22 protein-coding genes are annotated in these 23,302 nt (G+C 62.5%); 15 read left to right on the top strand and 7 right to left on the bottom strand.

Going from position 1 to position 23,302, the window contains the following annotated elements; genetic code table 11:
- Positions 1-72 precede the first annotated feature (72 nt).
- Together M1D88_RS05405 and pip are read left to right on the top strand one after the other, a co-directional pair.
- Entirely contained in the window at positions 73-1,425 is a 1,353-nt protein-coding gene (locus tag M1D88_RS05405) for an MFS transporter (RefSeq protein WP_458113545.1), read from the top strand.
- Between the two features lie 41 nt (positions 1,426-1,466).
- A complete protein-coding gene (gene pip / locus M1D88_RS05400; protein ID WP_458113544.1) occupies positions 1,467-2,429 on the top strand; it encodes a prolyl aminopeptidase in 963 nt (320 codons plus the stop codon).
- Between the two features lie 16 nt (positions 2,430-2,445).
- Here pip and purN read toward each other — a convergent pair whose 3' ends face one another.
- Positions 2,446-3,039, bottom strand: coding sequence for a phosphoribosylglycinamide formyltransferase (gene purN, locus M1D88_RS05395; RefSeq protein WP_458113543.1), 594 nt, complete (start codon positions 3,037-3,039; stop codon positions 2,446-2,448).
- Positions 3,040-3,077: 38 nt separating this feature from the next.
- Between purN and M1D88_RS05390 the strand changes: the two genes are divergently transcribed.
- Positions 3,078-3,506 carry a hypothetical protein gene (locus tag M1D88_RS05390; RefSeq protein ID WP_458113542.1) on the top strand — a complete coding sequence of 143 codons (429 nt, stop codon included), beginning with the start codon at positions 3,078-3,080 and terminating at the stop codon, positions 3,504-3,506.
- Positions 3,507-3,551: 45 nt separating this feature from the next.
- Here the strand turns inward: M1D88_RS05390 and M1D88_RS05385 are convergent, their stop codons facing one another.
- Positions 3,552-4,865, bottom strand: coding sequence for a cell division protein PerM (locus M1D88_RS05385; protein ID WP_458114434.1), 1,314 nt, complete (start codon positions 4,863-4,865; stop codon positions 3,552-3,554).
- Positions 4,866-5,137: 272 nt separating this feature from the next.
- Here M1D88_RS05385 and M1D88_RS05380 point away from each other — a divergent pair, with 272 nt between their 5' ends.
- The 4 genes from M1D88_RS05380 to M1D88_RS05365 all read left to right on the top strand — a co-directional run bounded on the left by M1D88_RS05380 (position 5,138) and on the right by M1D88_RS05365 (position 7,884).
- The gene (locus M1D88_RS05380) at positions 5,138-5,599 is read left to right on the top strand and encodes a DUF4383 domain-containing protein (RefSeq protein WP_458113541.1); all 462 of its coding nucleotides are present in this window, start codon (positions 5,138-5,140) and stop codon (positions 5,597-5,599) included.
- A gap of 242 nt (positions 5,600-5,841) precedes the next feature.
- Positions 5,842-6,270 (top strand): DUF1761 domain-containing protein, encoded by a 429-nt coding sequence (locus tag M1D88_RS05375; RefSeq protein ID WP_458113540.1) that lies wholly within the window; start codon positions 5,842-5,844, stop codon positions 6,268-6,270.
- Between the two features lie 74 nt (positions 6,271-6,344).
- Complete coding sequence (locus M1D88_RS05370) at positions 6,345-6,965, top strand: L-threonylcarbamoyladenylate synthase (protein ID WP_458113539.1); 621 nt, start codon at positions 6,345-6,347, stop codon at positions 6,963-6,965.
- A 73-nt stretch (positions 6,966-7,038) separates the two neighbouring features.
- Positions 7,039-7,884, top strand: a complete 846-nt coding sequence (locus M1D88_RS05365; protein WP_458113538.1) for an HNH endonuclease — start codon at positions 7,039-7,041, stop codon at positions 7,882-7,884.
- 54 nt (positions 7,885-7,938) lie between these two features.
- Here M1D88_RS05365 and M1D88_RS05360 read toward each other — a convergent pair whose 3' ends face one another.
- Positions 7,939-8,574 carry a cation transporter gene (locus M1D88_RS05360; RefSeq protein WP_458113537.1) on the bottom strand — a complete coding sequence of 212 codons (636 nt, stop codon included), beginning with the start codon at positions 8,572-8,574 and terminating at the stop codon, positions 7,939-7,941.
- On the bottom strand, positions 8,574-8,900 hold the full coding sequence (locus tag M1D88_RS05355) for an ArsR/SmtB family transcription factor (RefSeq protein ID WP_458113536.1): 327 nt from the start codon (positions 8,898-8,900) through the stop codon (positions 8,574-8,576). The genes M1D88_RS05360 and M1D88_RS05355 overlap by 1 nt, the downstream gene beginning before the upstream one ends.
- Before the next feature lie 122 nt (positions 8,901-9,022).
- On the opposite strand from M1D88_RS05355, the gene M1D88_RS05350 reads away from it, so the two are divergent.
- From M1D88_RS05350 to M1D88_RS05330, 5 genes are all read left to right on the top strand, one after another.
- On the top strand, positions 9,023-9,478 hold the full coding sequence (locus tag M1D88_RS05350) for a hypothetical protein (protein WP_458113535.1): 456 nt from the start codon (positions 9,023-9,025) through the stop codon (positions 9,476-9,478).
- Positions 9,479-10,092: 614 nt separating this feature from the next.
- Positions 10,093-11,244: a glycosyltransferase family 4 protein gene (locus M1D88_RS05345; RefSeq protein WP_458113534.1), complete on the top strand. Its 1,152-nt coding sequence runs from the start codon at positions 10,093-10,095 to the stop codon at positions 11,242-11,244.
- Positions 11,241-12,590, top strand: coding sequence for a UDP-glucose dehydrogenase family protein (locus M1D88_RS05340; RefSeq protein ID WP_458113533.1), 1,350 nt, complete (start codon positions 11,241-11,243; stop codon positions 12,588-12,590). Before M1D88_RS05345 ends, M1D88_RS05340 begins: the two co-directional genes overlap by 4 nt.
- Positions 12,591-12,669: 79 nt before the next feature.
- On the top strand, positions 12,670-14,421 hold the full coding sequence (locus tag M1D88_RS05335) for a putative bifunctional diguanylate cyclase/phosphodiesterase (protein WP_458113532.1): 1,752 nt from the start codon (positions 12,670-12,672) through the stop codon (positions 14,419-14,421).
- A 140-nt stretch (positions 14,422-14,561) separates the two neighbouring features.
- Complete coding sequence (locus M1D88_RS05330) at positions 14,562-16,724, top strand: putative bifunctional diguanylate cyclase/phosphodiesterase (protein ID WP_458113531.1); 2,163 nt, start codon at positions 14,562-14,564, stop codon at positions 16,722-16,724.
- A gap of 208 nt (positions 16,725-16,932) precedes the next feature.
- On the opposite strand, the gene M1D88_RS05325 is transcribed toward M1D88_RS05330, so the two are convergent.
- Positions 16,933-17,784, bottom strand: a complete 852-nt coding sequence (locus M1D88_RS05325; protein ID WP_458113530.1) for an SDR family NAD(P)-dependent oxidoreductase — start codon at positions 17,782-17,784, stop codon at positions 16,933-16,935.
- 125 nt (positions 17,785-17,909) lie between these two features.
- Positions 17,910-18,803 (bottom strand): esterase/lipase family protein, encoded by an 894-nt coding sequence (locus M1D88_RS05320; protein WP_458113529.1) that lies wholly within the window; start codon positions 18,801-18,803, stop codon positions 17,910-17,912.
- Between the two features lie 418 nt (positions 18,804-19,221).
- Here M1D88_RS05320 and M1D88_RS05315 point away from each other — a divergent pair, with 418 nt between their 5' ends.
- Both M1D88_RS05315 and M1D88_RS05310 read left to right on the top strand, forming a co-directional pair.
- Complete coding sequence (locus M1D88_RS05315) at positions 19,222-20,115, top strand: glucose 1-dehydrogenase (RefSeq protein WP_458113528.1); 894 nt, start codon at positions 19,222-19,224, stop codon at positions 20,113-20,115.
- A 119-nt stretch (positions 20,116-20,234) separates the two neighbouring features.
- Positions 20,235-20,816 carry a dihydrofolate reductase family protein gene (locus tag M1D88_RS05310; RefSeq protein WP_458113527.1) on the top strand — a complete coding sequence of 194 codons (582 nt, stop codon included), beginning with the start codon at positions 20,235-20,237 and terminating at the stop codon, positions 20,814-20,816.
- A gap of 24 nt (positions 20,817-20,840) precedes the next feature.
- Here M1D88_RS05310 and M1D88_RS05305 read toward each other — a convergent pair whose 3' ends face one another.
- The gene (locus tag M1D88_RS05305) at positions 20,841-21,764 is read right to left on the bottom strand and encodes a LysM peptidoglycan-binding domain-containing protein (protein ID WP_458113526.1); all 924 of its coding nucleotides are present in this window, start codon (positions 21,762-21,764) and stop codon (positions 20,841-20,843) included.
- A gap of 312 nt (positions 21,765-22,076) precedes the next feature.
- On the opposite strand from M1D88_RS05305, the gene M1D88_RS05300 reads away from it, so the two are divergent.
- A complete protein-coding gene (locus tag M1D88_RS05300; protein ID WP_458113525.1) occupies positions 22,077-23,270 on the top strand; it encodes a serine hydrolase domain-containing protein in 1,194 nt (397 codons plus the stop codon).
- The last annotated feature ends 32 nt before the right edge of the window (positions 23,271-23,302 follow it).

Genomic DNA, 23,302 nt, shown 5'->3' with positions numbered 1-23,302 from the left:
ATGAAGCCAGTTTATCGTGTTGCGGGGCCCGCTCATCTGCAACGTAAAGTTCTCCTTGGAGGAGGCCGAGAGATGAATACTTACACCACTGTGCCCAGCGGCGAACAGGTGGTCCAGGAACTGCCGTGGCGTTGGAAAGTACAGGGCCGGATCTTCCTGATTGGCGGCCTGGGCTTTATGTTCGATGCCTGGGATGTCACTCTCAACGGAATCCTCATTCCGCTCCTCTCCACGCACTGGGCCCTGGCTCCCGGTGAAGCCGCCTGGATCGGCACCGCCAACCTCATCGGCATGGCCTTGGGCGCCTTCGCCTGGGGCACCATCGCGGACACGATCGGCCGCAAGAAGGCCTTCACCGCGACCCTGCTGATCTTCTCGCTCTTCACCGTCCTGGGCGCCTTCTCCCCTGATTTCGTGTGGTTCTGCGCGTTCCGGTTTATGGCCGGCTTCGGCCTGGGCGGCTGCATTCCCGTGGATTACGCGCTGGTGGGTGAGTTCACGCCCCGGAAGCAGCGCGGCAAGGTCCTCACGGCCATGGACGGCTGGTGGCCCATCGGCGCGGCTCTGTGCGGCTTTGTTTCGGCCGGACTGATCGCCCTCTTCGCCGACTGGCGGCTCACCATGCTTGTCATGGTGCTGCCGGCGCTCCTCGTGTTCTGGGTCCGCCGCAGCGTCCCCGAATCCCCGCTGTTCCTCATCCGCAAGGGCAGGCGCGAGGAAGCCGCAAAGGTCATCGACGACCTAGTGCTCGCAACCGGCGCGGAGCAGCGCGCCTACAGCCTTCCGGATGCCCAGGAAGCTCCACGGCTTTCCGCCGGCAGCGCCTGGCAGCAGTTGCGCCTGGTGTGGCAGTTCAACTGGAAAATCACGACGGCGGCCTGGGCTTTGTTCTTCAGCATCCTCCTCGTGTACTACCTGTCGCTGACCTGGATGCCCCGGATCCTGATCGGCGCCGGTTTCGAGGAGTACAAGGCGTTCCTGACGACGGCGGGAATGGCCGCCGTCGGACTTCTCGGTGTAGTGGTGGCGGCAGCGCTCGTCGAGCAGGTGGGCCGCAAATGGATCCTCGCCATCACGGGGCCGCTGTCGGCTCTGATCCTGGTGATTGTGGCGTTTGTGGTGGACATTCCCTCGGCGGCGGTGTTCTGGTTGCTGGCCTTCGGCTTTGTGGTGCAGGTGGCCATCCCCGTCCTGTACGCCTACGTATCCGAGCTCTATCCGACGGAACTGCGCGGCAGCGGCTTCGGCTGGGCGTCCACGTTCTCACGGGTGGGGGCAGGCCTGGGTCCGCTGATCTTCGCGAGCTACTTCTGGCCGGAGCTGGGGCTGGCTTCATCGTTCGCCTTGGCCGGCGGGCTCGTGGTGCTGGCCGTGCTGTGGATGGTGTTCTTCTCCCCCGAGACGAAGCAGCGCCGGCTGGAGTAAGCGCCCCCTCTCCCCCATCTCCAATCTGAGCGAGCGGCCTTATGTACCCCTTGAGTGAACCCTTCAACCATGGCCTGCTCGACGTCGGCGACGGCAACCGGGTCTACTGGGAGGTCTGTGGCAATCCGGCCGGCAAACCCGCCGTCGTTCTTCATGGCGGACCTGGCTCCGGCTGCACCCCTGGCTGGCGTCAGTTCTTCGACCCCTCTGCGTACATGGTGGTCCTGTTCGACCAGCGTGGCTGCGGCCGGAGCGAGCCGGACGCGGGCGAGTACGGCGTCGACCTCAGCGTGAACACAACCCATCACCTGATCCGGGATATCGAACAGCTGCGCGTGCATCTCGGCATCGACAAGTGGCTGGTGCTGGGAGGCTCATGGGGTGCGACTCTCGGCCTGGCTTATGCCGAAACCCATCCGGACCACGTCTCTGAGATGGTGCTTTTTAGTGTCACCAGCACGTCCCGTCGTGAGGTGGACTGGGTTACGCGGGATATGGGCCGCATCTTTCCAGCCGAGTGGTCTATGTTCCGCGACGGCGTTCCGGCAGAAGACCGCGACGGAAGCCTCGTCGACGCGTACAGCAGACTGCTGGAGGATCCCGACCCTCTGGTCCGCAAACAGGCGGCAAAGGACTGGTGCCGCTGGGAGGACACGCATGTCGCAACCCACCCGAATTACAGACCGGACGCGCGGTATGAAGATCCCCATTTCCGGATGGTGTTCGCCCGGTTGGTCACTCATTACTGGCGCCACGCTGCCTGGCTTGAGGATGGCGTCCTGATCCGGGAAGCGGGGAAACTGGCCGGAATCCCGGGCGCACTGGTGCATGGCCGATTGGACATCAGCGGCCCGGCAGATATCGCCTGGCACGTCGCCCAGGCATGGCCGGACGCCGAACTCCATTTGATCGACGAGGCCGGTCACGGTACCGGTCATCCAGCCATGGTCGAAACGGTACTGGAAGTCCTGGATCGCTTCGCCCGCCTGGGCTCGCCCTTGTGAGTGAAAACCCCGCTGTTTAGCTGCGGGGCGCCACTTGGCCGGTCTTGTGCTCGGCTGCCAGCATGGCCAGGGTCGACACCAGCAACCGTCGCTCCACCAGCTTGATCCGCTCGTGGAGGCTCTCTTCGGTATCGGCGTCCTCGATGGCCACGGCCTCCTGCGCGATGATGGGGCCTGTGTCCACGCCGGCATCGGCCCAGTGAACAGTGCAGCCCGTAACCTTCACGCCGTAGGCCATGGCATCGCGCACTCCATGGGCACCCGGGAAAGCGGGCAACAGGGCAGGATGGGTGTTGAGGTATTTGCCCTCGAACGCCTCGATGAATCCCGGGCTCACAATGCGCATGAATCCCGAGGAGACCACAACATCCGGGTTGTAAGCGGCGACGGCGTCAGTCAGCGCCGCGTTCCATTCAGCACGGTCGGAGTAGGCCTTGAAATCGACCACAAAAGTATCGATGCCAGCTGCGGCTGAGCGTTCCACGCCGTAGGTCCCGGGACGGTCTGCGCCCACAGCGGCGATCTCAACATCCAGCTCGCCTGCCTTGACGGCGTCGATGACTGCCTGGAGGTTGGAGCCGGTGCCGGAAACGAGGACTACGATGCGCATGGCTCTAGCTTAGGGGCCGCTCGCGTAGGCTTGAAAACATGAACCCCACACAGGATCCCGGCAGCATGCAGCGCGCGAGGCAGCCGCTCAGCGAGGCCGCCCAGGCCTCGCTCGCCAAGACGCACACCCTCTTCCGCCTTTTTATCGTGGTGGTCCTGGGGTCCCTCTTCGTGATCCAGCTGGATATCGCCTACGTCTGGCTGTCGGCCATCCTCACGGCGGCCAGCCTTGCGCTGGGTGTCATCGTGTTGATCCGCGCCATCACGCGGAAGGAATCCAAGCTGGTGCTGTTCGGGGTCATCACCGGGCTGCTGGTTTCCGGCGTCATGGTCATGGTGCTCCTCATGGTGGGCGCGTTCTTCAATCAGTTCAGCGATTTCCAGCAGTGCCAGCGTGAAGCCCTGACCCAGCGGGCCACCTCTGAGTGCCGCACGGAGCTGGAGAACAAGCTGCCCGGGATGTCCTGACCGGCTCGAGCTGCTGGTGCACAAATCGCCGGAAGGGAAAAGGCGCTAAACAGCGCTTTGCAGATCTTCTTCCGGCACGTTCTGTTGCCGTTCCAGCCAGGGTCCTGCCGCGTAACCGATCACGACGCCGGCGCCCACTTCCGCTGCCAGCCAGACTGCCGTCCACAGCGGGTCCGGGCCGATGTCGGTGAGCCGTCCCATCCCGGCGGAACCGCGTGCCAGCCAGGCCAATGCGCCTGCCAGGACTCCGGCCACGCCACCGATCATGGACCCCAGGGCGAGGGTGGAAACCGTGGCAGTAAACCAACGCGCCCGGATCTTGATAGCCAGCCATTCATCGAAGTGGTTCTCCCCTGCCCGCAGGAACCACCAACCACCCAGGACCCCCGCCAGGACAGGCACCACAAGCGCCACAAACCCGTACTCGAGGTAGCCCGCAGGCAGGGCGGCGAAAACGGGAATGGACGGCAAGGGACCCACGGCGGTGGCCAGCGGCCCGGCCTGGGATCCCACCCCGAGGGCAAAGCCCGAGCCGGACGTCCATGCGAGCGCGTAAATGGCAAGGTTGGGCAGGTATCCCAGTTGCGCAATGGTGAGCACGGCACCGCCGATCGCCCCGGCGTCGAGCCCTTCATACACCGCAATGATCAGGTCCCAATGGATCAGCAGATTCGCAGCCAGCAGCGCCGAGGAGAGGGCGAAGGCGGCAATAACTGCCACTGTGGCTGCTTTGACGACTGATGCAACGTACGAGCCCGCCCAGCGGGAATGCTGGCTGGTCCGCGAGATCCAGGCCACGGCGTCGACGCCGATCAGCCGGCTCCAGGAGCCTGCTTCCCGGCGGGCGCCAACCACCATGCCCAGGGCGAAAGGCACAAGCGGTATCAGGGCAGCGAACCAGAGGTTGATCGCGACGTCGGCAGTCCGGCACACGAAACCGGTGGCGGCTCCGAACGCTCCGTATACCAACCAGGAGCCCAGCAGAGCCTGCCACAGCTGATCGGTGTAGGAGGCTCTGGCGAGGCGGCGTCCTGCACGCCAGGCGAGCAGGAACGGGATGAGGGTCAGTCCCAGGGGCGTCAAGGAGAGCGTACCGCCGTCGGCCTGGCTTGCTACAGAACCTTCAACGGTTGTGAGGTGCAGCGGCACTCCGTGAATCAACAACCATGCCTGTCCTGCGAGGCGGGCCAGGACCTCGAAGCCGGAGTTTTGGAAGCCGGACGTAGCCCAGACCGCCACGATGGGTGCAACCACCACCAGCGCTGAAATGATGGCTGCCTGCGCCGACTCGAGCGCTCCCTGCATCCACAATGGCATGGGAAGGCCACGTTCTCCGGTCTGATCAGCGCGCAGTTTCATCGTGTTCCATCGTGCCATGTAGGGGGCACTTCCCCCGGTTTCGACAGGCACCCCGGCAACTACCAGAGTTCGTAAGTGTCCACCCCTGATCAGGAATCCATGGCCGGTCCGCAGGTGGGCGCAGGTGACGGCGCCAGTCCAGCAGAAGAGACCGGATCTGTCGCTGGGCAAAGGTACCCATCGGGCAGTCCCGAAGGAGGCGCTATCCAGCGCTTTTTACGTCCACGCGCCGTAAACTTGTAGTGTCCGCAAGTCAGTGGTTGGAGGCAGAAATGACTACCGCATCCCCACATGCCCACGGCATGCATTTTGGACGAACAGACGTCCAAAACGTGGGCATGGGTGTTGGTATCCTCTTGATCGTGGTCGGCATCCTGGGCTTTATCCCGGGTATCACCACGCAGTACGACGAACTAAGGTTCTTTGGACCCGATTCGCAAGCGATGTTCCTTAACCTGTTCCAGGTTTCCATGCTGCTCAATATCGTGCACCTGGTTATCGGCGGTATTGGTTTGGGAATGTGCCGCAGCGGTATGGGCGCCCGGAACTTCCTGATGGGATTTGGTGCGTTGTACATCGTTCTCAGCATTTACGGGCTTAGTGTCGGAGTGGATTCGGCGGCCAATTTCCTGTCGCTGAACACCCCTGACAACTGGACCTTCATGGTGTTGGGTCTTTTGATGATTGGCGCCGGCTGGATTCTCTCCCGGCATCTGGCCGAGGACCGCAGGTAACCCGGATATTCGTAAGCCGGGAATAAGGAGCCGCGAATGAGGAAAGATTCATAGCAATCTGAAATGTTCGTAACTACCGGTCGGTGCAGTTGTTCTGCGATTCCCGCAGGCAACTGCACCGACTTTGTGTGTGCATGGATAGACTTCCGAATAAGTCACAATGAGGGTTATGCGGGGTAGCAAGTGCGCCATCGTTTGAATTTGGCAGTTGTCGAATACAGATCGAATCCAAGGAGCAAGCCATGATTCCAGAGATCAACTTTTGGGCCGTGCTGTTGGCCACGCTTTCCAGCATGGTGGTTGGCTCCGTCTGGTATACCCCCAAGGTGTTCGGCAATTACTGGATGAAGACGGCAAACGTCAAACCCAGCGGGAACTCGCGGGATGCCATCCGGCCCATCGCGATAACCCTCGTGGTCAGCTTCGTGACGGCCTGGGTTCTGGCCGGTTCGGTTGCCATTGCCCAGGGTTTTTACGGCGGCAGTTTCCTGGCCAACTCACTGATCACCGCCGCGATTCTGTGGGCAGGTTTCACCGCTGCCCGCTTCATCACCCACGACGCCTTCGACAACCGGCCAGCCGGGCTGACTGTACTGAACTGCGCCCACGAACTGGTAACCATCCTGGTTATGGCCCTCATCATCGGGCTCTTTGGCATCAGCGGAGCCTGAGCGTCCTCTTTCCTGCGTGGCCGGCCCATCGTGTCCCCCTGCCCGTAACTGCGGCGCAGCCGTAAGCTCGTGCCATGGCCAGATTCTTTGATGTTCATCCTGAGGACCCCCAACCGCGCGCCATTAACCAGGTAGTGGACATGCTCCGGGACGGTGGGCTCATCGCCTACCCCACCGACTCCTGCTATGCCCTTGGTGCACAGCTGGGCAATAGAGAGGCATTGGACCGGATCCGCACCATCCGCCAACTGGACAGCAAGCACCACTTCACCCTGGTGTGCAGCGACTTCGCGCAGCTGGGGCAGTTCGTGAACATCGGCAACGACGTCTTCCGCCAGATCAAGGCTGTGACGCCTGGCAGCTTCACTTTCATTCTTCCCGCCACCCGGGAGGTTCCCCGCCGTCTCCTGCACCCGAAAAAGAAGACGGTAGGCGTCCGGATCCCGAACCACAGGTTTGTCCACGCCCTTCTCGCCGAGCTGGGGGAACCCTTGCTGACCAGCACGCTGCTGCTGCCGGACCAGGCGGAGCCGCTTACCCAGGGCTGGGAAATCAAGGAACGCCTGGACAATGAAGTTGATGCCGTCATTGATTCCGGCGACTGCGGAACGGAGCCGACGACGGTGGTGGACTTTTCGGGAGGAACCGCGGAAGTTGTTCGGCGCGGAGCAGGCGATCCATCCCGGTTCGAATAGGCGCCCCGGTTTCGCTTAGGGGAAGCGTTCAATCAGGGGCAGAGTTGGATTTGAGGCAGTGGAGAGTTGAGCCATGACAGCCGTCATCCTGGCATGGAATCCGGATCGCTGGCACGACTGGGACTATGAGGCCGTCAGGAAACAGGTGACCGAAACGGGCCAGTTCCTGCGCAGCTGGAGTGTGGGCGGGAACCAGGACATTCCCCTGGGAGCAGACGCGTGGCTTCTTTTGCAGGGCCGCCTCGGCCGGGGGCTCATTGGTCACGGCAGAATCCTCTCTGAGCCGTACGCCACTGCTGGCGAGGCGTCCCTCAGCGTTGACGTCGCCTTCGACGCGTTCTTGCCTTTCGGTGAGCAAATTGCCCCGGAGGTACTCCTGGATGCAGTCCAGGGTGTGCCCTGGGAGGGCATTTCTGGTTCCGGACTCACCATCGAGCCGTCCGAGGAGCTGAAAGTCCGTCTGCTGTGGAGCGAGTTGGGGCCGCCGCCAATCGCCGATCCCACCCTTCCTGCGCCTGGGACATATCCGGGAGAGGCCCTGAGCCGGGTCGAGGTGAACCGCTACGAGAGGGACCCGGAAGCCCGTCGTGCCTGCCTTGCCCATCACGGCACGGCCTGCGCCGCCTGCGGGTTCTCTTTCGAAATCACGTATGGCGAGATCGGGAAGGACTTCATCCACGTCCATCACATCGTTCCGGTCTCGCAGCTCGGGGTGGACTACGAGCTGGATCCGGTGACAGATCTCGTTCCGCTGTGTGCCAATTGCCATGCGATGGCCCATCACGGTGTGGGCATCCCCCGTACAGTCGCCGAGCTGAGGAGGATCATCTCCGGCGCCGGTTTCCTCGCGGGCCAAACCCTGACCCCCGAGGAGCTGGAGGCGCAGAACGAGGCCAGGCGAATCCTCGGCCCGCCGTAGCCGTGCCCGCCTTGGCTATACCGGCGGTAGCCGTACCGGCCTTAGCGACACATTTCAGTGTGGGCAGCAGGAGTCGCCGCGCCAGGCTTCACGGCCTTCCTTGATCGCAACTCCGGCGATGACCAGGGCAGCGATGGGGTCGGCCCAGGTCCAGCCGAGAGTGCTGTTCAGAACCAGTCCGGCGAGCAGGACCGCCGAGAGGTAGGTACACAGCAGTGTCTGCTTGGAATCGGCCACGGCGGATCTGGACCCCAGTTCCCGTCCGGCACGGCGCTGAGCCCAGGAAAGCACGGGCATAACAGCCAGGCTCACGGCTGCCAGGCCGATACCCACTGGCGAATGCTGCGGTTCGGCAAAGCCCAGCAGGCTGCGCGATGAATCGATCGTCACGATGGCGGCGAGCGCGAAGAAGGAGAAGGCAACGAGTCTCAGAGCCGTCTTCTCCCTGGCCTCTGAGTCCGGGCCGGCGAACTGCCAGGCAACTGCGGCCGCGGAAAGAACCTCGACGATGGAGTCAAGACCGAAGGCCACAAGGGCGGCAGAAGAGGCCACCGTTCCCGCACTGATGGCCACCACCGCTTCGATGATGTTGTAGGTGATTGTTGCCGCGACAAAGAACCTGATCCGCCGGGACAGGACGGCGCGGCGCTCCACGGTGGATGCCGGCGGGTGCAGTGCCTCAGCGCTCATCAGCAGCAGTCCTTCGAGTCGCCGCCGCAGCTGCACTCGGGCGCCACGGCAACGACGCCGAGCAGGTCGGTGAGCGCGTGGCCCAGTTTGGGGTCCGCCAGTTCATACTTCGCCTTGCGGCCCTCGGGGGCTGAAACCACCAGCCCGCATCCACGCAGGCAGGTCAGGTGATTCGACATGCTTTGGCGGCTGACCCCAATCAGCTCGGCAAGGTCACTCGGATAGGCAGGAGCCTCCCGCAACGCCAGCAGGATCTTCGCCCGTGTCGGGTCCGACAAGGCATACCCGAATCTTGCCAATACTGCCGAGTGCGTGAGTGTCTCCATGACAGCCAAACGTACAGGGATGGCTGGATTCACGCAAAGCTGTACAGTGCATTTCGTAAAGCTTGGGCTTCACCTGTTCGTGCGCATGTGGAATAGTGCCATCAATAAATGGGGGAATAAAAATGAAGAAACGCAGGCGTTGGCTGGACATCGCAGTACCGACTTTTCTTGTAGCAGTAGCACTCACGGGGTGTGCGGCCCAAGCCCAAACGCCAGGCGAAAACCTGCAGGCATTCAGCTCCATCGATGAGGCCTACGCCGCCGTCGATGAGCTACTGGACTGCACGCCGGATCCTGTTGGCGAGCCAATTGTCCCGATGGGCGATGGCGTCCCGCTGACGTCAGGGCAGAAACTGTGCTTTGAAAATGTCCAGATAGACGTCTACACGGACCAGAAGGCCCTTCAGGAGAGCTACAGGATGTTGTCTGACTCCAATCAGGGCAAAGTCCATCTCGTGCACGGCAAGAACTGGATGGTTGTGGATCACAGCGAAATGTCGACCGGCCAGCCGTCGACGAGGGACATTGAACACCTGGCCAAGGAACTGAACGGCCTGTACGCCGTCGTCGGCGTATAGCAGGAAACCAACCCCAGCCGTTTCCGATGAGCTCTGGTCACGCTGGAAGTTCCAAAGAAGGGGCCTCACCTTGAAGCGTCAGAGATATCAATTGCTGAGTTTGTGCCTGTTGACCCTTGCCTTGGGAGGCTGCGGAACTGCTCCAGGCGAAACAGACATCACTCCCGGAACCTCTGACCGCTGGTTCGTGAGCCTGTTCGACTCGAGGGGTATAGGGCCAATAGACCAGTGTTTGGAAGATCCAATTATCGAAGAATCAATTGAAAGCGCGAATCTGCCATCGACGCACTTGAGCATCAAGTTCAAGGAAGCAGCGACACAGGAGGACGCTGAGCGAATCGCAGACTGCCTTCGACAGAGCTCGGGCGGCGGCAACGTATCCATAACCAGCCCAAAAAGCTGACGGCCCTTAGACGCAGAGAATAAGCGGCACTCTTTATGCGTAACTTTTGAGCCCGGCGGCCCAGGCCAACCCCTAGATCGCGCGGAACTCTCTCCGGCACAGCCCTAAAAGTCACGCATTCCGGTCGGCAGCAGACCTTGTTAACCAAATCTTCCCCTCGCCGTCACGCTCCCTCCCCCGCCGGGTAAGCCGCCGCCAGCACGGTGGAGGGGTGAGGATCGCAATTGTTGCCGAATCATTCCTGCCGCTGATGAACGGGGTTACGCACTCCATCCTGCGGGTGCTGGAGCATCTGCAGGAACGGGGGGATGACGTGCTGGTCATTGCGCCGTCAACACAGGACGTGGAAGTCCTCGATGTTGTCCATGGCGCCTATGTTCACCGGCTTCCCTCGGTACCGCTGGCCGGGTACACCAACGTGCGGGTGGCGCTGGGAGGTGTGAATCGGGTCAAGCGAATCCTTGCCGATTACGCGCCTGACGTCGTCCACCTCGCCTCTCCATTTGTCCTGGGTTGGCGGGCCGTCCAGGCGGCACACCAGCTCGGCATCCCGTCAGTGGCCATCTACCAGACTGAGGTCCCCAGCTACGCAGCCCGCTACGGCGTCCCGTTTATGGAGAACTGGGCCTGGAACCGCGTGGAGAACATCCATCTCCTCGCCAGCAGGACGCTGGTGCCTTCCACTTTCGCGCTGAACCAGTTGCGCGGGCGCGGGATTCCGCGGGTGGATTTGTGGCGGCGCGGTGTGGATACCGCGCGGTTCAGCCCTGAAAAGCGCGACGACGGCTGGCGGGCTTCGGTGGCACCCGGCGGTGAGAGGATCATCGGCTATGTGGGGCGATTGGCGGTCGAAAAACAGGTGGAAGACCTTGCCGTCCTGGCCGATATCCCCGGCTGCAGGCTGGTGATAGTCGGCGACGGCCCCCAGCGCGAAACCCTCCAGGACGCCCTCCCCCAAGCTCTGTTCACCGGATTTCTCGGCGGCGACGAGCTGGCCCGCGTGGTGGCTTCCTTTGACCTTTTCGTCCATCCCGGCGAGCTGGAAACCTTCTGCCAGACCATCCAGGAAGCCATGGCCTCGGGAGTACCGGTGGTGGCTACCGGCCGCGGCGGGCCCCTGGACCTGGTGGAAAACTCCCGCACCGGCTGGCTCTATGAGCCGGGAAACCTCGCGGAGCTGCGGCGTCGGGTGGTGGACCTGACCGGCGACGACGCCAAGCGCCGCGCCTTTTCAGCGGCAGCCCACTCTTCGGTCCAAGGCAGGACGTGGCCCGCGCTCAGCGCCGAACTGGTGCGCCACTATCGGCAGGTCATGGCCGGGCAGAGCACTCCAACCACTCCGACAGTAAGGAACCCGGCATGAATATCTCCGTGATTGGCTGCGGCTACCTTGGCGCTGTCCACGCCGCCACACTGGCCTCAATGGGCCACAGCGTGGTGGGAATCGACGTCGACGCCGCAAAAGTTGACCACCTGGGGCGTGGCCTCGCACCGTTCTACGAACCCGGCCTGGACGAACTCCTGCAGCACGGGCTCACCACGGGCAAGCTGAGGTTTTCCGCCGACTTCGCGGACGCCGCCGACGCCCAGGTGCACTTCCTCTGCGTCGGGACACCGCAGTCCAAAACATCCGGCGACGCCGACCTCAGCTACTTGCTCGCCGCCACCGAGGCGCTGCTCCCCCATCTGGCCCGACGCGCCGTCGTCGTCGGTAAATCGACCGTGCCCGTCGGCACTGTCGACGTGCTCGGCGGTATCCTGTCCGGACGCCCTGACGTGCTCCTCGGCTGGAACCCTGAATTCCTGAGGCAGGGAACCGCGGTGAAGGATTCGCTGGTGCCGGACCGGCTTGTGTACGGCGTGCCTGGCGGGAAGAACTCCGTGGAAGGCCGGGGCGTAACGGCCGCCCTGGACACCGTATACGAACCCCTGCTCTGCGCCGGGATCCCGCGGCTCGTCTGCAACTACGCGACGGCGGAGCTCATCAAGTCGGCGTCGAACGCGTACCTGGCCACCAAGGTCAGCTTCATCAACGCCATGGCCGAGCTGTGTGATGCCTCCGGCGCTGACGTCAACGAGCTCAGCAAAGCGATGGGCATGGACCCGCGGATCGGCGGCCGGTACCTGCATGCCGGGCTGGGCTTCGGTGGGGGCTGCCTCCCCAAGGACATCCGCAGCTTCCGGACGCAGGCCGTGGGGCTGGGCGTGGACTCTGTGGACGAGTGGATGGGGCTGGTGGATTCCGTCAATGTCGGCCAGCGCGCCCGCACCGTGGAGATCGCCCGCGAGCTGTGCGGCGGCAACCTGTCGGGCCGGACCGTTACCATCCTGGGCGCCGCCTTCAAACCCGACACCGACGACATCCGTGACTCCCCCGCCCTGGACGTGGCCCTGCAGCTCGCGGTGGCAGGAGCCCACGTGACGGTGACCGATCCAAAGGCCATCAACAACTCCTGGATGCGCTACCCGCAGCTGCGTTTCGAGCCTTCCCTCGAAGCTGCACTCGATGATGCCGAGCTGGTGTTGCTGCTCACGGAGTGGGATGAATACCGCAGGCTGTCTCCCGCCGTCGCCGGAAAGCTCGTACGACGCCGGGTGGTGCTGGATGCGCGCAACGTCCTGGACCCCGGGTTGTGGCAGGCGGAAGGGTGGACCCTTCGTGGTTTGGGGAGGAATGCAGGGCTGAAGAGCTCTTCCCTTGCGCTTTAGTCTCTGCCCCCTATGATTTCCACAAGGGGGAGGAAAACAAGATGGCTCGATTTAGTACCGAATACCTTGTTTCTATCGAATGATGTCGGATGCCCAAGGGGATGCGTCCGCTTCAGAGCTCGATTTCAGCCCGGACGCGCTGCTGATTCTTGGCCGTGACGGCACCATCCGCCGGGCGAACCTGGCGGCGGAGCGGCTGTTTGGACGGTCCAGGGAAGAGCTAGTGGGGTCGGACCACCGGATCCTGCTCGCCGACGGGTTCCTTGAAGCCATCGTCTGGGAATACGACGTCCTGCGGAAAAGCTCTGATGCGGTTCTCGGGAATCCGCCGATCGAGCCCGTTTGCCTGCGCGGTGACGGTTCCGAGTTTCCGGCCGAAATCGTCTGCTCACTGCTGCCGGCATCACAACTGCCGACTCCGTCCGGAAATGCGGCGCCGTCGCTGGCAGTATCCGTGCGGGATGCCACGTACCGGAAGGCGGGCAACGCGCTGGCAGAGGAGGCGTCCCAGCTGCGGGCGATGGCATTCCAGGATCAACTGACGGGGCTCGCCAACCGGCAGTTGTTCAACGACCAGCTGGCGCAGGCGATGCGGCGGCCTCGGCACATCGCCGTCGATCTCATCCTGCTGGACCTGGACGACTTTAAGGAGGTCAACGACATCCATGGCCACCAGGCGGGCGATCAGATGCTGATCGAAACGGCCCGCCGGCTGCGTTCCTGCGTCCGGCCCAATGACACGGTGGGGCGGCTTGGCGGGGACGAATTCGTGGTGCTCCTGACCAACGTCGCGGATCCGGCTGCAGTGGCGGAACGCATCATGGAAACGCTGAACGCTCCGGTGAGCATCGGCGGGGCGCACCTCAAGCCGAGCCTCTCACTGGGCCTCGCGTCCATGAGTGAAACCACCATGGAGCCTTCGGACCTGCTTCGGCAGGCGGATGTGGCTATGTATGCAGCCAAGGCCGGGGGCAAAAACCGGTACATGCGGTTCCGGCCCGAGATGCTTATGGTCCTGGCCCAGCGCAACGACATGGAAGCCAGGCTCCGCGTCGCGGTGCTTCATGGCGAAGTGAAGGTGCAGTATCAGCCTGTTGTTGCCACAGGTTCAGGGCGGGAAGTGCAGCTGGAGGCGTTGGCCCGCTGGGAGCGCGACGGCGAATTCATTCCTCCGGGGCAGTTCATTCCCATGGCAGAGCGCAGCGGGCTGATCAGCGATCTGGGCAACAGCGTGATGGCGCGCGCCTGCGTTGAGCTGCAGCCGTGGCTTGCCGCGGACAAATCCCGTTCCCTGAGCTTCAACGTGTCCGGCGGCCAGCTGCACGAGCAGGATTTCGCCGACGTCGCGCTGCGGATCGCTTCCTCCTGTCGGGTTGATCCTGCACAGTTGGTGCTCGAGGTGACGGAGAGTGTTTTCCTGGATCCTGGCACGCAGGTGATCGACCAGCTGAAGCACCTCCGCCGGGCACGGATGCGGGTGGCGCTCGATGATTTCGGCACGGGCTATTCGTCACTGGGTCGGCTGCAGGACCTGCCGGTTGATTCAGTGAAGATCGACGGCAGTTTCGTCTCCATGGTGCGAACCGGCGCGGAGAAACTTCCGCTGCTCAGTTCCATGATCACCATGGCGCACGCCCTGAACCTGTCCGTCACTGCTGAGGGCATCGAGACCCCTGCACAGGCTGAGTACCTGATGGACCTGGGCTGTGATTTCCTGCAGGGCTATCTCTTCTCGCGCCCGGTTTCTGACAACAGATTGGACATGGCCATGACGAGGGCAGAGACGGCCATGGCTTCTGTGCGGGGGCTGCGCGTTGGTGGCCCTAGGTGAAGCTGGAATGGCTACAGGAGAACCCGAAGAAATGGAACGCAGAATTGATTCGCCGCCATTGATAATTGACCTTTGCACCTTATGATGTGCTTGGGGGAAGGCGCATTATGAATAATTCTAGGTCTCAAAAAAAGGGCTCTATGGAACCGTCTTTACGCCGAGCTGCCGATATCAGCGGTGAGGTAATTCCCATTTCGGGGATTGAACACCGCTCTGTGCTGGAGTCTAGCCCGGACGCGGTCCTCGTCCTGTCCGCGGACGGCACCATCAGTTTGGTGAATTCGGCAACTGAACGCATGTTTGGTCATTCACGGGCTGACTTGATTGGCGCAGATCACCGGATACTGCTGGCTGAAGACTACCGCCATGGATTCCTCAAAGTTTTCGATGCCCTCCGGCGCAGCTCGCCGGATACTCCCCTCCAGCCGTTCGAGGCGTACGGTCTAAGGGCTGACGGCAGCGAGTTCGCCGGCGAGGTGGCATGTTCCCTCTTTGAAACTTCGACCGGGACCTATATGACGGTCACGGTCCGCGACGCCGGCCACCGGAAGGAAACGGACGCCAGCCTCCGCCAAGCGATGTCGCTGCTCACGGCTACGCTTGAGTCGACGGCGGACGGCATCCTGGTGGTCACCAGCGACGGCCAGATCGCCGGGCTTAACGATCAGTTTGTGTCCATGTGGGGCATCCCCCGTGAATTGCTGGACACCCACGACGACGAAGCCGTGATGAAGTTTGTGCTGGAGCAGCTTTCCGAACCAGAGAGTTTCCTGGAGAAGGTCAAGGAGCTCTACACCAATCCGGATGCTGAAAGCCACGACGTTTTGGAGTTCCTCGACGGCAGGACCTTTGAAAGGTACTCCCGCCCACAAAAAGTCGCGAATGAGGTTGTCGGACGCGTCTGGAGTTTCCGCGATGTCACGCTCCGGCGGAAGGCGCAGGAGCAGGCCAGGAAGGCTATGAATGACCTGGCCGAACAGGCCGCACAATTGAAGGATCTAGCCTTCAAGGACCCCCTGACGGGGCTGGCGAACCGGCAGTTGTTTAACGACCAGCTCACCGAAGCCCTGCGGGATCGGGCAGGCAGTTCCGTGGACGTCCTGCTGATTGACCTGGACGATTTCAAGGAAGTTAATGACATCCTCGGGCACCATGCCGGGGATCAGATGCTCATTGAAGTGGCGCGCCGCCTTCGCTTCTGTGTGCGACCCAACGACACCGTGGCCAGGCTGGGCGGTGACGAGTTTGTGGTGCTGCTGACCGATGTTGAGAACGCTGAGGACGTGGCCGAGCGGATTGTCGATTCCCTCAATGTTCCCGTCTTCCTTTACGGCACCATGCTCCGGCCGAGCCTGAGCCTGGGGCTGGCTTCCCTGAGCGAGAAGCCGGTTGAGCCCTCAGACCTGCTCCGGCAGGCCGACGTCGCGATGTACGCGGCGAAAGCTGCCGGCAAGAACCGCTACATGCGGTTCCGGCCGGAAATGATGGCGGCCCTCGTCCAGCGCACCGACATGGAAGCAAGCCTGAGGCTGGCCGTGGACCGTGGCGATATCTATGTGAACTACCAGCCGGTGCTGACTCCGCGGCTTGACGCTGTGGTGCAGTTTGAGGCGCTGGCCCGCTGGGACCGCGACGGCGAGATCATCCCGCCCACCCAGTTCATCCCCCTTGCTGAGCGCAGCGGTTTGATCGGGGCCATCGGAGCGCTCGTGCTGCGACGTGCCTGCACCGAGATGGGCCCGTGGCTGGCCGAGGACAGTACCCGCTCCCTTGCCGTGAACATCTCCGGCGTGCAGATCCAGGAACCGAACTTCGCCGAAGGCGTGCTACGCGTTGCTGCCTCCTGCAACGTGGATCCTGGGCAGATGGTCATCGAAGTCACCGAGAGCGTGTTCTTCGATGCTGACTGCGGGGTGCTGGAGCAGCTGAACCAACTGCGCGACGCCGGCGTACAGGTTGCGCTGGACGATTTCGGTACAGGGTACTCGTCGCTGGGGCGGCTGCAGGAGCTTCCCGTGGACGCCGTGAAGATCGATCAGTCGTTTGTGTCCATGGTCCGCACCGGGGCGGAGAAGCTGCCCATCCTGAGCTCCATGATCAACATGGCGCATAACCTCGGCCTCCTGGTGACTGCCGAAGGCATCGAGACCCCGGAGCAGGCCGCGTACCTGCTGGATCTGAAGTGCGATTCCCTCCAGGGCTTCTACTTCTCGCACCCGGAGCCGGAGGCCGGCCTGGAAATGGCCACCCTGCGGACTCTGCACGCGTTCGAGTTGATCCACAAGCTGCGGGTGAAGCCGTAGCCTGGGACGCTCCCTGGCCGTTACGCGTCAGCTCTGAACGTACTGGGCAGAAAACTCAGCTGAGGGCTCAATGGGCTGGATCACGTCGATGAGTACTTGATCGGGTCCTATAAGGATGAAGTGACGCTGCCCGAAATCTTCCGATCGCATCGGCGGAACGTGCTCTGTCACGCGTTCTCGGTTCCCTGAGATCCCCTTGAGTTCGGCGCTAGCTGTCCAGCCTGACCATGCGCTCGCTGCGGTCCCAAAGCTCGCGAGCCAGGTCGGCGTCGTAGGCCTGCTTGTTAGCCTTCGCCAGCGCCCGCTTGGCGTAGTATGCGCCCGAGACCCAGTCCTCCCCCGGCTTTGACGTCGCGAGCCAGACGAGCGTGTCCGCGCCCTGCTCGGACGTGAGCAGGAACCGGTGCAGGATGGTTTTGTAGGCGTGCCTGAAGGGGCTGGTGGACTCCGCCGCGAAGTTGGTGGCCACGACGCCGGGGTGGAACGCCGCCGTCGTGATTCCTGTGGTGGTTCCTTCCAATGCGGTTCCGTGAGCGCCGAAGCGGCGGTGGAGCTCGCTGGTGAAGAGGATGTTGGCGAGCTTGCCGGAGCCGTAGGCGCGGTTGGTGGAGTAGTTGCGGGAGGAGTCGAGATCGGCGAGGTCCAGCTTGCCGAAGCCGTTGGCTGCGCTTGCGGTGTTGATGACGGTGGCCTGGCTGGCCGTGAGCACGTCCATCAGCAGGGTGGTCAGCAGGAACGGGGCGAGATGGTTCACCTGGAAGGTCTTCTCGTAGCCGTCGACGGTGAGTTCCCGCCTGCCCATGATGCCACCGGCGTTGTTGGCCAGGACGTCAATCCTTGGGTAGTTACTCCTCAACGCCGCGGCGAGCTCCCGCACCTGGGAAAGGTCCGCGAAGTCGCTCACGAAGTAGTCGGCGTCGAGCTCTTTGGCCACCGCCTGTGTCTTCTCCGGTGAACGCCCGACGACGACAACCCGCTCCCCCGCCCTGCTCAGCGCCCGCGCGGCTGCTGCGCCGATGCCATCGCTGGCTCCGGTGATGACGATGGTGTGCTGACTCATGGGGTCCTTTTATTTGGGGCTTTTGGGATGGGTTTCCGGGCGTGCTGGCGCTGTTACAACGACGGCGCCGCCGGATCCGTTCCGCCTCCCCTGGCGCCGGGCGGGCGGAACGGGCACCCGCATCCTCAGAGGCAGCGTGGCTGGTAGGCCGGATCCGCTGGTCCGGAAGTCCTGCCGAGGGCATGGGTGACCAGCTGGTGGACTACAGGATCGTTCGGTGTCTGGTCGTGTTCGAACACGTCGGCGGGGCACTTGTCCTGGATGGTGATGTTGGTGACCTGGCGGGCGGGGCCTGTGAGGAACTGGCTGTTGTAGGGGATAACAATCTCGTCGTACCTGGTCGAGATCACTGTGTATGACGGGCCCGCCACGGTATCGCCGATCGAGTTCAGCTTCTGCATAAACGCCGAGTCGGCCTGCTGGTCGGCACAGGCGGCGCAGTCGAGGGCGTCGAAGTCCGCCTCCGGGAGGAAGCTTGGCGGCGGCACGATCACACCCTCAGTGCCGTGGTTGGAGGGGGCAATGCCGACGAGCTGATTAACGTACTTCGCTCCGCCGAGGAAGCCCAAGTAGTAGCGGGGCATCATTCCACCCTGGCTGTGGCCCACCAGATTCACCTTTTTGGCTCCGGTTGCGGCACGGACGGCATCCACGAACGGGGCCAGTTCCCTGGCTGAGTCAGCCACCGGCGCCGTTGCGTAGACGCCATTCGTCTCGCCGTAGTTGAGGGCGAAAACGCAGTAGCCAGCGTTCTTGAGATAGGGCGACAACGTGATCCAGTTCTTCGCCATGCTCTCGAACGTTCCGGGAACCAGGATGATCGGATAGGGGTGCTCCGCACTCGGTTTACAGGACCAATCATTGGCGCCAGGAGGGGAAATCTCGACGACGGCGGCCTGGGCCGGGACCACCGTCAGGGAGGCAGCCAGAACGAGGCCAGCGGCGAGGGACGTGATCTTCTTCAGCGGTGATTTCTTCAGCGGTGATTTGCTGGCCTGGGTCTGCTTTGACAGCGACATTGAAACCTCATCGTTTTAGTGTCTATTGGTGCCGGGGTGAGAACTGAGGACGGGCGGGAGTGTGAGCCTCGTCATCGAAGGTTGGGTGTTTCGATATTAGGGAGGGCGGCCGCTTTCTCGATGCCACTTGCACGAACGTGCGGCAAGAAATGACCAAGCCCTGGGCGCCCGCTTCGACAGCCCGCTCGACCTCTGGCGGCTAAGTTACTGGCGAGTAGAGCCTAGTGTGGCCAGCGCGGCAGCGCGCGCCGTTCACGCGGCGTGCACGAATGTTCACACAACCAAAAGCTTCGCCCACCCTCTTTGCGGCATGGAAGCACTCTCGCTACGCTGGAAAGGTAAGCATGCTTAGCGTCATGCCGAAACGCTGGATTCCAGCCATAGTCCGTGTTCAGACCAATCTTTGCGGAGGAGCACCATGACCGATCAGTACACGTTCCAGAACCCTGTCACCGCCTACGAGCACATCGAACCGCCCAAGCAGCACCAGCCCGAACCCGGCTTGGACGCCAAGCTGCAGCCGAAGGCCGACCTGGGCGAGGACACCTACCGCGGCACTGGCCGCCTGGACGGCCGGAAGGCGATCGTCACCGGTGCGGACTCTGGCATCGGAGCAGCGACCGCCATTGCCTTCGCAAGGGAGGGCGCCGACGTCGTACTTTCCTACCTTCCCGAAGAGGAAGAGGACGCAACCCGAATCGCCAACCTGATCGAGAAGGCCGGCCGCAAGGCGGTCAAGGTGCCAGGGGATCTCAAGGACTCCACGGTCTGCCGCGATCTGGTGGAGACGGCCCTCCGCGAACTTGGCGGAGTGGACCTGTTGGTGAACAACGCCGGGAAGCAAGTGGCGCAGGAAGATATCGGTGAGATCAGCGACGAGCAGTTCGACCATACGCTGAAGACCAACGTCTACGCCATGTTCTGGCTCACCAAGGCCGCGGTGCCGCACATGCCTGCCGGCTCCACGATTATCAACACGACGTCGGTCCAGGCGTACAACCCGTCGCCCACGCTGCTTGATTACGCCACCACCAAGGCCAGCATCAACAACTTCACCAAGGGCCTCGCGCAACAGCTGGCCCCCAAGGGCATCCGCGTGAACGCTGTGGCGCCCGGGCCAATCTGGACGCCACTGCAGGTGAGCAGCGGCCAGCCGAAGGAGGCGCTCCCGGAGTTTGGGCAGAGCACTCCCCTGGGCCGTGCCGGGCAGCCGGCGGAACTCGCCCCTGCCTATGTGTTCCTGGCGTCACCGGAGTCGAGCTTCGTGATCGGCGAGACCCTTAACGTCAACGGCGGCAGCCCCACGCCTTAGGTGTGATCGAAGCCGGACGGGCCCTTCCTCATTGCACGGGGGAAGGACCCGTCCCTTTCAGATTCTGAAGGAAACCCCGGATTTCGCGCGGGGCCCAGCCGGTTGAGACGGAGAAGAGCATGGCAAGGATCAGTGTTTTCCAGAGCATTACCCTCGACGGCGTTATGCAGGCTCCCGGACGGCCGGATGAGGACACCCGGGGTGGCTTCAAACATGGCGGGTGGGCCAACGGCTACCAGGATTCGGTTTCGATGGAGTTCGCGGCGGAGGGAATGGCGGCCGGGGGTGCTCTGCTGTTCGGCCACCGCACATACGCAGACCTGCTCGGCTTATGGACGACAACGCCGGAGCCAAATCCGTTTACAGACGTCCTCTTGAACTCGCAGAAGTACGTGGTCTCCCGGTCCTTAAACACTCAATTGGAATACGCCAACTCGACTCTGCTCGCCGGCGAGGCCGCCCAGACTGTTGCGGCACTTCATGAGAACGACGACGCCGATCTCACCATCCTGGGCAGCGGGGAGCTCGTCCGGACGCTGCAGGCGGACGGGCTGATCGATGAGTACATTCTGCAGATCCACCCGATCCTGCTCGGTTCCGGCACAAAGCTGTTTGATCAGGGCGAACGGATCGATCTGATTCTGGAACGTTCAATCACGACGACGACGGGCGTCATCATCGCTCAGTACTCGACGCACTGATACTGGAATCCTCGAGGCTAGGGCCTACTTGTTGATCGGTTTATTCAAAGCCAAGCTGATGGTTTGTCCTGGTGCGAGCTCTCCTGACGGCACGTCATTGTAGTCGTACCAGACTCTGCCGTGGCCAGTGAGTGGACGGTTCGCCCATCCCAGGTCCGCCTGGCCCGTCAGGCCGAAACGGAACACTATTTGCTTCTCGATGTCCCCCGGTGCGGTGGTGTAGGTGAGCGGGGTCCCCTCGGCATCGGCAGTGAAGGTGCCTTGGGCGCCATCGATCTTTTGATCGCCGTGCATCAGACTCACTTTGGTGCCCGCGGGAATCGGCTTGTCAGCCACGAGGAAGGGGTTGTATTGCAGCAGTTGCGCAGTAGTGGATCTGAATTGGTAGCCGAGACTGTCGAATGAGTCGCCATCCACGGTGGTGTAAAAGATGGTGTGGCCAAAGGAGTTATTGACCATTTTTCCCTTGCCGGACCTGCTGTCCACAGGGTTCTTCTGCAGCTGGATGTGCTTACCGGCGCGGACAAAATATTGGTTGCCCTGCTCATAGACGAATGGGACCTTGTTCGCTTCTGCCAACTGCTCCTTGGTAAGTCCGAACCGGTAGATGATGCCGTCAAGAGTGTCATTGGCTTCGATCACATAGGTGACGGGAATGCCATTGGCGTCAAATGTAGCGGCCCCCTTCGCGCCGAGGATCGGGCTTGGTGCGGGGATGAGGCGAAGCTTCGTATTCGGCGCCAGCGGGGTCCCTGGCTCCATCCCATTGAACTCACTAAGTTTCGCTTCGGAGATCCCGAAGGCCGCCGCAACCACGGCAAAGGTGTCCCCGGAGACGGTGGTGTAGAAATCCGCGTTGCCGAAGGAATCAGTAATTGTGGGCCCGGCCAGTGACGGCTTTCCAGGATGGGCCGGTGCTGTCCCTGCAGCGGTGGCAGTGGGTGTCACCGTCGTCGGTTCCGGAGAGGCCCCAGCGGACGTGCACGCTGCCAGTCCTGATGCCAGGAAAATTGCGAGTACAGCAACTCCCCAGCCCTTTGACCCGCACGTCCTGATGTCTGAGAAACCGCAAATGTCCATTGCCAACCCCCAAAGTGTCCGGAGCCAAGCCTAGCGGGTCAGCGGGGTCCTTCTGGGCCCTCGACCTGTGCGGTTGTGAACCCTAAGATTGTGATGCTGGGGCTAGGGCGCCGGGCGAACCTTGACCGGGGGCGGCGTCGCGCGGTCTTTCCCTGTTCGTGTCGATCCCCGGCGGTTGCCATGCACCCCAAGACACGTTTCTTCCCGGCATTCATCACGGCAACCGTACTGGTGCTCGCGGGGACGCTGACATCTTGCACCAGTCCCAGCCCGTCTCCGACGCCGCCGGCAGCTCCACCCCCGGCAGAGGCAGAGTCCCTCGATATGGCCATGCGGTCCGTCGTCGAAAAGGGCGCGACTGCTGTCGTTGCACAGGTCCGTTGGCCTGGAGGGGAATGGTCCAAGGCCTACGGCGTCCGCGACCTGGATTCCCGGAGCCCCGCGCAGCCCGGGGACAGGGTGTCCATAGCAAGTGTCACAAAAACAATGACCGCGGTATCGGTCATGAAGCTGGTCGATGATGGCCTGATCAAACTCGATGACCCTGTCAATGACATCCTGGAGAGCTTCACGACTGTGCTGAAGCCCCCGCGTCCGATCACGGTCCGTCAACTCCTCGGCCACACGTCAGGGATGCCCTCGTACCAGGACGCAATGTTCAAAACCGTCGACGACATCCTTCCCGCAACCAAACAGAGGCTGAGCCTGCAGCGGGGCCTTCAAATCACCGGCACACTCCCATGGGAGTACGTTGGTAATTTCCGCTATTCAGACTCGAACTACCTGGCCCTTGGCCAGCTTCTGGAGAAGCTGCGAGGCAAGCCCTTCTCCCAGGTTCTCGACGACGACATCATCAAGCCGCTGGGCCTGACCCACACAACTGTCGATAACCCCCTCGATGGGGCTCCCGACATGATCCAGGGATATGTCACGATCAGGGGCGAGCGCGTGGGCGGCGGACCAACACCTGACCAGCTCGGTTCACCGGCCCATGGCGTCGTTTCCACCATGGCGGACGTCAATACGTTCCTCGCGGCACTTTTCCAGGGCAAGGTGGTGTCGCCCGGCTCGCTGGAGGAGATGAAGAAGACCACCCGTGAGCCCTCCATCGGTTTAGGCCTTTGGAAATGGTCGCGGGACTGTACCGGCGCTCACAGATATGGCGGCAGGGGCGGCTACCTGACCTACCGCACGGTTGCCATCAGCAGTGCTGACGGCCGGTATCAGGCAACAATGACTATGGTCCCTCCGCCCCTGCCATCACCCCTTGAGGACCCGGAGGCTGAAAACAAGCGCGGCTTATGGACGGACCAACTGGAGTCAGCCCTGCTGGAGGCCCTGTACGGGCTCTGCGAAGAGAACATCCCCGGCTAACGACGCCACAGCGCTCCGAGCGAGGAATGATA

It is taken from the genome of Arthrobacter sp. R1-13, from assembly GCF_054161475.1.
The sequence above is the reverse complement of the archived record's forward strand: the minus strand, read 5'-3'. Positions and strand labels throughout refer to the sequence as shown.